This is a genomic window from Thermostichus sp. MS-CIW-15, from assembly GCF_054060575.1.
Genome location: NZ_JBSSDI010000001.1, coordinates 143024 through 149470, shown reverse-complemented (window position 1 = coordinate 149470; position 6447 = coordinate 143024). Strand labels below are relative to the sequence as shown.

6 protein-coding genes and 1 pseudogene are annotated in these 6447 nt (G+C 62.0%); 5 read left to right on the top strand and 2 right to left on the bottom strand.

Features of this window, described 5'->3' with window-relative positions; translation table 11 throughout:
- Positions 1-95 (bottom strand): annotated as a pseudogene (locus ACVW0R_RS00720) (IS607 family transposase); the annotation flags it as partial.
- Positions 96-325: 230 nt separating this feature from the next.
- Here ACVW0R_RS00720 and ACVW0R_RS00715 point away from each other — a divergent pair.
- A complete protein-coding gene (locus ACVW0R_RS00715) occupies positions 326-697 on the top strand; it encodes a YtxH domain-containing protein (RefSeq protein ID WP_011430244.1) in 372 nt (123 codons plus the stop codon).
- Positions 694-1221, top strand: a complete 528-nt coding sequence (locus tag ACVW0R_RS00710) for a hypothetical protein (RefSeq protein WP_011430245.1) — start codon at positions 694-696, stop codon at positions 1219-1221. The genes ACVW0R_RS00715 and ACVW0R_RS00710 overlap by 4 nt, the downstream gene beginning before the upstream one ends.
- Before the next feature lie 3 nt (positions 1222-1224).
- Here the strand turns inward: ACVW0R_RS00710 and metG are convergent, their stop codons facing one another.
- Positions 1225-2775, bottom strand: coding sequence for a methionine--tRNA ligase (gene metG, locus ACVW0R_RS00705; protein WP_457501474.1), 1551 nt, complete (start codon positions 2773-2775; stop codon positions 1225-1227).
- Between the two features lie 76 nt (positions 2776-2851).
- Here metG and ACVW0R_RS00700 point away from each other — a divergent pair, with 76 nt between their 5' ends.
- From ACVW0R_RS00700 to ACVW0R_RS00690, 3 genes are read left to right on the top strand one after another with little or no spacing between them, the layout of a single operon-like run.
- Positions 2852-4723 (top strand): FAD-dependent oxidoreductase, encoded by a 1872-nt coding sequence (locus ACVW0R_RS00700; protein WP_240527667.1) that lies wholly within the window; start codon positions 2852-2854, stop codon positions 4721-4723.
- 29 nt (positions 4724-4752) lie between these two features.
- Entirely contained in the window at positions 4753-5079 is a 327-nt protein-coding gene (locus tag ACVW0R_RS00695) for a hypothetical protein (RefSeq protein ID WP_011430248.1), read from the top strand.
- On the top strand, positions 5039-6385 hold the full coding sequence (locus ACVW0R_RS00690) for an ATP-binding protein (RefSeq protein ID WP_240527913.1): 1347 nt from the start codon (positions 5039-5041) through the stop codon (positions 6383-6385). The genes ACVW0R_RS00695 and ACVW0R_RS00690 overlap by 41 nt, the downstream gene beginning before the upstream one ends.
- Positions 6386-6447 lie beyond the last annotated feature (62 nt).

Below are 6447 nucleotides of genomic sequence, written 5' to 3'. Positions count from 1 at the left end.
GCATGGATCCAGCCCTTCTGTTCCCATCGCCTCAAGGTGTGGAGACACACCCCAAAATAATCCGCCGCTTCTCTCGGTTTTACATACCTAGCCATGCCAAGCAGCCATACTGAACATATTGTACATTATTTTCAGTATAGTCGAGCATATCATTGACTAGAGTCATGCTCTACTTTAGCCCCAAGGATCCCGGAGAGCAGCCGCAGCAGCCAATCCCCCCTACCCCTGAGATTTCAGCCAATTCGACGCCTCCACGGCAAAGCACAGCATCATTTGATAGTCTGGTTTGGGGGCCACCTGTATCCCCCCTCAACCCTGGCAAGGCATGGCGGAAAACCGGACTGGCGCGTTTGTCGGCGGGCTGCTGTTGGGAACGGCGGTGGGCACGGTCATCGGTCTGCTTTTGGCTCCCCGCAGCGGACGGGAGACGCGGCGACTGCTGAAAAAATCGGCAGAGGCCCTGCCGGAAGTGGCAGAAGACGTGACCACCAGCCTGCAATACCAATCGGAAAAGCTGCTCGACTCCGCCCAAAAAAGTCTGGATGAGGCCCTGCTGCGGCTGCAGCAGGCAGTGGCGGTGGGCAGGGAAGCCATGTTGCAGAAACGGCAAGAGCTGATGCAAGCCCAAAACCTGCGTCCCCTCGCCCGGGAGGAAGCCGACTCAGAAGCCCAAGGTCGGGAGGAGGCGGCGCGATGACCGAGCCGGTATTTTGGTTGGGCCTCTCGGTAGGTCTGGTGGCAGTGGCCATTTTGGCGGTGATCCTGACCCTGTTGCCCGCCGTCATTCAATTGGGTCGAGCCGCCCAAAGCGTGGAACGCTTTTTCGACACGCTGCTGCGGGAGTTACCGCCCACGCTGGAGGCTCTGCGTCTGACCAGCTTGGAAGTGAGCGAGATCGCCGACAGCCTCGACGAAGGGGTCAAGGGGGCCGGACAGGTGGTGAAGCAGGTGAACCGCTCCCTGGAAGGGGCCCGCAAGCAAGCCCGCGGCGCTCAGGTCAATGTCCGCAGCTTTTGGGCAGGGGTACGGGCGGCCTGGCAGGCGCTGTCCAGCGAGACTCCCCCCACCGCCATGGGTAACTCTCAGCTGCGCTCGGGCCAGGCTGGCCGTTCTTTCTCTGCTGCTGTGCCAAGCATTTCCTTGGGAGATATGGGTCTTTCCGCCGGCAAGGCAACACCAGAGGGATCCCAGCCTTCCCAACCCGATGCCGCCAATTCTTAGGAGCTACTTGAGTATTCTCTGGAAGACGGGCACAGGAGGTTGGGGCTCTTGCCCAGGCGGAAGCCGGCCCCAACGGGCATCGGGATCCCAGCGCAGTTGTGCGACATCCTGCAAAGGAAACCCCATCTGCTGCAGGATCTTGAGGCTGAGGTTGGGAATGATGGGCGAAAGGACTACTGCCACCCAGCGCACGCTTTCTAGAACGGCATAGAGAATCTCCGCTACCCGTTGGCTTTGCCCCTGTTTATGCAACGTCCAGGGAGCTTGCTCATCTAGGTATTTGTTGCTGGCCTGGGCCAAGCTGAGAGCTTTGCGGGCGGCAGAGCTGGGATCCAGCCGCTCGTAGGCGTCGGCCACTGTCGGGGCCAGGCGCTCGGCCAGGGTTTTGAGGGGGTGATCCGCAGGGATCTCGACGGCGGGGATGCGGTAGTCGGGCTGGTATTTTTTGAGCATATTGAGGGTGCGGTTGAGCAGGTTCCCCAGGTCGTTGGCTAGGTCAGCGTTGAGAACCTCGATGAAGCGGCCCTCACTAAAGTCTCCATCCTTGCCCAGCTCAATTTCAGTCAAGAAATAGTAGCGCACGGCATCGGCACCGTAGCGCTGCACCAGCTCAAAGGGATCCAGCGTGTTGCCCAGGCTTTTGCCCATCTTGAGGCCATCTTTGGTGAGAAAGCCGTGGCCAAAGATCTGTCTGGGCAGCGGCAGCCCTGCCGACATGAGCATGGCCGGCCAGTAGATGGCGTGGAAGCGGACAATGTCTTTGCCCACTAGGTGCACATCGGCGGGCCAGTAGCGGCGCAAGGCGTTTTCCAGCGTCGGCTCGTCCTCGGGATCCACGGCGGCGCTGAGGTAGTTGATGAGGGCATCAAACCAGACGTAAAGGGTTTGGCTGGGATCCGCCGGGAAGGGGATCCCCCAGGAGACGCTGGGGCGAGAGATGGAGAAGTCCCGCAGGCCCTGCTTGACAAAGTTGATCACCTCATTGCGGCGGCTTTCTGGTTGAATGAACTCCGGGTGCTCCGCATAGAGGGCTTCCAGTTTTTCCTGGTAGCGAGAGAGGCCAAAAAAGTAGTTTTCTTCGTCTTTCCACTCCACTTTTTTGTTGGGGTGAAGCGGGCAAAATCCGCCTTCTAAGAGCTCTGACTCGTCCTTGAACTCCTCGCAGGCAACACAGTACCAGCCCTGCTGCCGGCCAACGAAAATATCCCCCCGATCCCACACTCGCTGGAAAAACTCCCGCACAATGGCTTTGTGGCGAGGGTCGGTGGTGCGGATAAAGCGGTCGTAGCGGATGTCCAGCAACTGCCAAAGCTGGGCAAACTGGGCCGCGATCTCGTCGCAGTGCTGCTGCGGGGGAAGGCCGCGCTCTTCGGCGGTGCGCTGGATCTTCTGGCCGTGCTCGTCGGTTCCCGTTACCATCAGCACATCCTTGCCCCGCAGGCGATGGTAACGGGCGATGGCATCCGCCGCCAGGGTGGTGTAGGCGCTGCCGATGTGGGGGGCAGCGTTGACGTAGTAGATCGGCGTGGTGATGACGAAGGTGGAATTCGGCATGAGCACTCGCAGCGCTTTCCCCCATGATAAAAGTTGCCGGAAAGTCCGACAGGCCCAGTTACGGGGCGGAGGTGGGATGAAACTTCTGTTCAACCTCAAGGGATGGGGCGGCGGCCTTGTGGGGGCCGGGATCCTGGGCGCCGGGGCGGCTCTGGCCCAGCCCTTGTCGGAAACCCGCATCCCCTGTGAGATCTTCATCGCCGGGGGCGGGCTGGGGGGGGTGGCAGCGGCCTACGAGGCTCTGCAACTGGGCCGACAGGTGTGCATGACCGAGATCACCGACTGGATTGGCGGCCAGGTGAGCGCCCAGGGGGTCTCGGCTTTGGATGAGCGGCCCTTGCAGCGGGAAAACGAGATCTTTCCCCAGGGCTATAGAGAGTTTCGCCGCCGGGTGCGGGAAAAGTACGGCGGTGATCCCAATCCCGGCAAGTGCTGGGTGAGTGTGCTCTGCTTCTCGCCCCAGGTGGGCCACCAGGTCCTGCGGGAGATGGTGGATCCCTATCTGCAGTCGGGGCAGTTGCGGCTGTTTACCGAGACGGTGGTCAAGGACTTGCAGATCGAGGATTACCAAATCCGCAGCGTGCAGGCCATCCGCAACATCCCCAAACACGCCGGCGTCCAGCCGGAGAATCGGGGGGATCTCTCCAGCTACTTTCTGAATTTTTACCGCCTAGAGCCCACCGAGGATTGGGACAAAGAGATCCTGCGCTTTGAGCCGCCGCCAGAACGCCAAGGCAAAACCCTGCCCTGGGTGGTTATCGATGCTACCGAAACCGGCGAGCTGCTGCCGCTGGCGCGGGTGCCCTACCGCCTCGGCACGGATGGGGAAAGCCGCTGGGAGCCCAGCTCCAAGCCCTACAGGGATCCCTACTGCACCCAGGGGTTTACCTACACCTTTGTTATGGAGCGCTCTGCTGTGCCGCAGGTGCCCATCAAGCCCAAGTTCTACAACGACCCGCTGCACGGCCCCTACTACAGCTTTGAACATCCACGCTTTAACTTTGGGATGGTCTTTACCTACCGCCGCATCCGCGGCCAGGTGTTTGGCTTTGGGGAAGAGGCCATCCGGGTGGGGGATCAATCCATGCAAAACTGGACCTGGGGCAACGACTGGCGCATCACCGGGCCGGAGATGAACCTGATTCTCACCCACGAGCAACTGCAAGCCTCAGGCCAACTGGATCCCGGCGGCTGGATGGGGGGCTTGCGGGTGGAGGCGCTGCGGCGGGCCGAGCAGCATGCCAAGGGCTTTTTCTACTGGCTGGTGGCGGGGCGGACGGATTTTCTGTTGCAGCAGGCGGATCCCGACTTTCAAAAAGACTTTTACCTGCGCTATGCCTACCTGCGGGGGCCCGATAGCCCCATGGGAACTGCCAGCGGCCTTTCCAAGTACCCCTACATTCGCGAGTCGCGGCGCATCATCGGTCGGCCCAGCCCTGCCTACCCGCAGGGATTTACCATCTACGAGTCGGATATCACCACGCGAGAATCGGAGCTCAATCGCGGGCGGCCCTTTATTTTCTACGACTCGGTGGGGGTGGGCCAGTACCCCATCGACTTTCACGATTGTCTATTGCCGGATTTTTCCCTGCCCCCCAGCCACAACCAGGATGCCCAGGCCCCCAGCTACCCCTACCAGATCCCACTGCGGGCTTTGATCCCCCAGCGCATCGACAACCTCTTGGCCGGCAACAAGAACATTGCCACCAGCCGCATTGCCAGCGCCTCCTATCGGGTGCACCCGGTGGAATGGGCCATCGGCACAGCCGCCGGCCACACGGCCCACTTTGCCCTGGAGCGGGATCTGATCCCGGCGGAGATCCTGCGCGAGCCGCTGCTGGACTTGCGGCTGTTGCCGGCTCTCCAGGCCCAGATCCAGAGCCTGGGCAATCCCATCCAATTTCCCGGCACCACCATCACCGCCACTGAGTGGGCCCAATCTCGCTAGCCTAGAAAGGCAAGGTTGGGAGCTGGCCGATGGATGCTATGGGGGTTGAACTGGGGGGACTGGAGGCGATCCGCCCTTCGTTGTGGGCGGCCACAGCCCTGTGGAGTCTGGGGCTGATGTGGGGCTTGTCGCCGCTGCACCGCCGCCTGCAGGAGGGTTGGGAAAAACAGTTGGCCTGGGATCCCAGCGGAGCTCTGGCCTCTTTGCTCAGCGTCCTTCCTTTCTTGCTGGCAGCAGCGGTGGTGGTGGCCCTCACCGAACTCTCTTTGGGCAACAGCTGGGCCGTCTCCTGGGGTCTGATTGCCTGCGTTGGCGGTGGCCTCTACGAGCTGGGCCGGCGGGACAATGCCCGCTAAGCGCTCTGGGCCGGCCCTCACCCCCAGCCCCTTTGACAACGCCAAGTTAGAGCGACTTGAAGCGATGACCCCCCTCGAAGAAGCGGCGGAAGCGGCGGCTAAGCTGCTGGTGTTTCGGGAAATCTGCGCCCACCCCTTGGCCCTGACCTGGCAGGAGCTCACCCAGGAGTTGATGAGCGGGGATCCCTTGCCCTGCTGGAGAGCCTACGGACGCTGGTTTGAGCTTTTGGCCCAGGAGGGCTTGAGCTGGCGGGAGTGGCTAATCCGAGAGATCCGCTGGGCCGATAACCCTTTCTCGCGGGCGGCGCTTCGACCCCAAGGGATCCCAGCCCCCCTTGTGCAAGCGGCCCGCCACGATCTCCGCTGCCTGCAGATCCTGGCCGATAGCCAGGAGACCATTGCCGAGCAGATGCGGGCGCTGGGCCTGGGGATCCCTTGGCCGGATGGGGAAGGGGAGAGCCCTGGCTGGGATCCGCGCTCTTTTGCCGACTGGGGCCTGAGCCTGGAGGCGCTGATCGCCCACTACCGCCGAGCGGGGGTGGGGCTCTGTGGCCGCTATTGGGCCTTTCGCTGGGGGCCGGCAGGGCTAGAGGGGATCCCCACTCCCGACTTGCCCGACTGGGAAGAGATCTACGGCTATGAACGGCAGAAACGGCAGTTGGCTGCCAACACCGAAGCCCTGCTGCGGGGGGATCCGGCGTTGCATGTGCTGCTCTATGGGGCGCGGGGCACCGGCAAGTCTTCGCTGGTGAAGGCGTTGCTGCGCCGCTACGGTTCCCAGGGGCTGCGCCTTTTGGAGCTGAGACGGGGAGATTTGGGTCAATTGCCTCAGATCTTGGCAGATCTGGGAGGGTGGGGGCTGCCCTTTGTCCTGTTTGTGGACGATCTCTCCTTTGAGGCCGACGAAACTGAGTTTAAGCAGCTCAAGGTGCTCCTGGAAGGAGATCTTGTTCCACCACCGCCCAACGTCCGTCTCTACGCCACCAGCAACCGCCGCCACCTTATCCGCGAGTTTTTTGGCGATCGTCCCAGTCCCCAAGATCAAGAGGTCCACGCCTGGGATACGGTGCAGGAAAAGCTGTCGCTGCGGGATCGCTTCGGCCTTACCCTTACCTTCACCCCTTTTAGCCAAGCTGACTACCTGGCCACGGTAGAACACCTGGCGCAACGGCTGGGCCTCCCGCACCCTTTAGATACCTTGCGCCGCCAAGCCCTCCTCTGGGCGCAACAGCAGAACGGCTTTTCCGGTCGCACCGCCCGCCAGTTCCTGCATGCCTTGCAGGCCGGCCTGGTGGAAGTTGGATAGCCGCAGGCCGGCTGAGGTCTGGAGTTTTCGTCATAGGGACGAACCTGTCGGTTGCTGCAATT